General features: G+C 70.7%; 3 protein-coding genes. 1 reads left to right on the top strand and 2 read right to left on the bottom strand.

The genetic code is table 11. The features are described from left to right. Positions 1–620 (bottom strand): sugar ABC transporter permease (locus AB0G02_RS32710; protein WP_360801949.1); only part of this gene is annotated, 620 nt, incomplete at its 3' end. A gap of 3 nt (positions 621–623) precedes the next feature. Further along, complete coding sequence (locus AB0G02_RS32705) at positions 624–1,820, bottom strand: extracellular solute-binding protein (protein WP_360801946.1); 1,197 nt, start codon at positions 1,818–1,820, stop codon at positions 624–626. 382 nt (positions 1,821–2,202) lie between these two features. Here AB0G02_RS32705 and AB0G02_RS32700 point away from each other — a divergent pair. Beyond that, positions 2,203–3,214: LacI family DNA-binding transcriptional regulator (locus tag AB0G02_RS32700; RefSeq protein ID WP_360801943.1), on the top strand; the 1,012-nt coding region annotated here is incomplete at its 3' end.

Here is a 3,214-nt window from a genome sequence, read left to right as displayed (position 1 = left end):
CGGATGGCCTGCGGCAGGGACGCGCCGTCCACCTTGGCCGCGTCCAGCAGCGAGGGGTCGAGGCTCGCGAAGCCGGCCAGGAAGACGACCAGCGCCATGCCGAACGTCGCCCAGACGTGCACGCCGACGACCGCGAAGATCGCCACGTCCGGGTCGCCCAGCCAGTCCACCGGTCCGAGCCCCACCACGCCCAGGAGCTCGTTGAGCGGACCGTCGAAGCCGAGCAGCAGGTTGAAGATCGCGCCCACGATCACCGGGGAGAGCACGGCCGGGAAGAAGTAGACGGCCCGGTAGAGCCGGTGGCCGGGCACCCGCAGGTGCAGGAACGTCGCCAGCAGCCCCGGGATGGCCACGGCCACCGGGAGCAGCAGCACGAGCAGACCCACGTTGCCCAGGGCGGTGCGGAACAGCGGGTCGTCGAACAGCGCCGCGTAGTTGTCCAGGCCGACCACGGTGCCGTTGCGGTCGCCGTCACCGGTGAAGGAGAAGTTGACCCCGAGCGCCAGCGGCCACAGCCGCAGCACCGCGATGATCAGCACCGTCGGCGCCAGCAGGACGAACGGCGCGAGGCGTTCGATCCGCGCCGGGCGGAACGCGGACGTGAGGAAGGCGGACGGCACGGGTCAGCTCGCCCCGTCGGAGGCGGCCAGCTGTGCCACGGCCTCGTCGACGGTGACCGAGCCGCTGAGCAGCTGCTGCGACAGGCGCCCCATCAGGTCGATCGTCTTGCTGGACAGGGCGACGTGCAGGGCGGGCTTGCCGGTCTTGATCCCGGCGACGATCGCGGTGACGGCCGGGCCGCCGCCGGAGACGTCGATGGTGGTGTCCGCCGCGATGGCGCCCGCGTCCGCGTAGAAGGCCTTCAGGGCTTCGGTCGAGGTCAACGACCGCACGAGGTCGGCGGCGCGCTTCGGGTCACGGGTCCACTTCGCGACCCCGTACCCGATGCCGCCGTCGTAGGGCAGGCTCGGCGTCGCGGCGGGGTTGACCACCGGCGCCGCCATGACGCCGACGTCGGCGGGGTTCAGGAACTCCGCGAAGTCCTTCCAGTGCCCCACGTCCGACATCAGGCCGATGACGTGCGCGGCCTTGCCCGACTGGAACACCGCGAACGCGTCGTTGAACATCGCGGTGGAGTTGACGCCCTCGTTGTTCAGGCCGGCCGCGTCGGCCTGCCGCCACAGCTCGAAGACCCGCTTCACGTTCGGCGAGGACCAGTCGCGCTTCCCGGCGATCCAGGCGTCGTACTCGGCCGGCGTGAGGACCGCGGAACCCATGGCGGACAGGAAGAACTGGATGCCGATGCCCTCCTTGTTGCCCACGCCGATGCACTTGGAGCCGGTCTTGCCGGTGATGGCGCCGCAGTCCTCCACGAACTCGTCCCACGTCTTCGCCGGCGCCTCGGGGTCCAGGCCTGCCCGCTTGTAGAGGTCCTTGTTGTAGTACAAGGGGTGCCCTTGCAGCGTCACCGGTGCCGCGTAGGTCTTCCCGTCCTTCTTGAACGCGTCCCACCCGGCCAGCCGCTGCTGGTCACCGGAGACGTACTCGTCCAGCGGCACGAGCGAGCCGACGCGGTCGCGGATCTGACCGCCGCCGTTGAAGAGGATGACGTCGGGACCCTTGCCGGCTTGGATCGCCGCCCCGAGCAGGGTGTAGTACTGGTCGAACGGCTGTGCCACGAACTCGACCTCGACGTCCGGGTGGCCCTTGGCGAAGTCCGCCTTGGCCTTCTCCAGGTACGGGGCCGCGCTCGCGTCGCCGGACTTCCAGTCCCAGACCACGAGCTTGTCGCCCGAACCGCCGGACGAGGGTCCGGACACCGATGCGCTCCCGCAGCCGGCGCTCAACGCCAGCCCCAAAGCCAGGACAGCCGACCACAGTGCGCGCTGCTTCATTGCTGCTCACTTCTCCAGACGGGCCAAAGCTGCGACTCACCATACCGATCCGCCGTCCTCAGGGGAACGATGAGTATTACTTAAGCGATCATCCGCCACGCAACTTTCGGTGCGGGCACCCGGATCGGCCGTCTCGCAAGGGGTCTTCCGCAGGGAAGACGCTCATTCTCTTGACGACGAAGCGATCCGAGGGTGTCATGAGTAGTCACGCACCGTTCGTTGAGTCAGACTTATCGGTGCGGACCCGCGACCGGCTTCGGAGAACGGGAGGTCCACGTTGCGCGCACGACGGGTCACCTTGGCCGATGTGGCCAAGGTGGTGGGCGTCTCCCAGACCACCGTGTCGCTGGTGCTGTCGGGCCGAGGGCCGGACTTGCGGATCTCCGAGGAGATGCAGCGGCGGGTCCTCGAAGCGGCGAAGGAGATGGAGTACCGCCGCACCAGGGTCCCCTTCGGACAACGCGGCACCAGGACCCTCGCCCTGGTGTCGGACTCGATCGTCAGCTCGCGCCTCGCCGGCGACCTGGCCAAGGGAGCGCTCGGCGCGGCCCGCCGGCACGGCGTCACGTTGCTGTTCGGCGAGAGCGAGGGTGACGCGGGCTTCGAGCGCGCCCTGATCGAGACGATGCGCGACCACCCGGTCGACGGCATCGTCCTGGCGGCCGTGCACACCAGGACGGTCGGCATCCCGGCCGGGCTGGCCACGATCCCCGCGGTGCTGCTCAACGTGCTGCCCCGCGAGCCGTCACCGCTGCCGTCCGTGCTGCCCGACGAGGTCCAGGGTGGCCGCGACGCCGCGCGCGTGCTCCTGGAGGCCGGTCACCGCGAGGGCATCCACGTCATCGGCACCCACCCGACCGGCGAGGACCTGCCCCCGGGCCGGACCGCGGTGGCCGACCGGCTCACCGGCATCCGCCAAGCGCTGGGCGAGGCCGGCGTCGAGGTGGAGAGCGAGCGGCCGTGCCGGTGGGGGCTGCCGGAGCACGGCTTCCACGCGACCCGCGACCTGCTGGACGGGCCACGCCCCCGCGCGTTGATCTGCCTGGACGACCGGCTCGCGTTCGGCGCCTACCAGGCGCTCCAGGAGGCCGGCCTCATCGTGCCCGAGGACGTCTCCGTCGTCTCCTTCGAGGACCACCCCGTCGCCTCGTGGCTGCGCCCCGGACTCACCACCGTGGCACTCCCGCACCACGACCTCGGCGCGAAGGCCGTCGAGCTGCTGCTCTCCGAGGTGGGACACCGGGATCCGGGCCGACCGGGCCGGGGCGCGGTCCACCGCGTCCCGAGATGCCTTACGGCTCCGAGTGCCGGGGTCGGAC

It is taken from the genome of Actinosynnema sp. NPDC023658 (assembly GCF_040639995.1).
Lineage (GTDB): Bacteria > Actinomycetota > Actinomycetes > Mycobacteriales > Pseudonocardiaceae > Actinosynnema.
The sequence above is the reverse complement of the archived record's forward strand: the minus strand, read 5'-3'. Positions and strand labels throughout refer to the sequence as shown.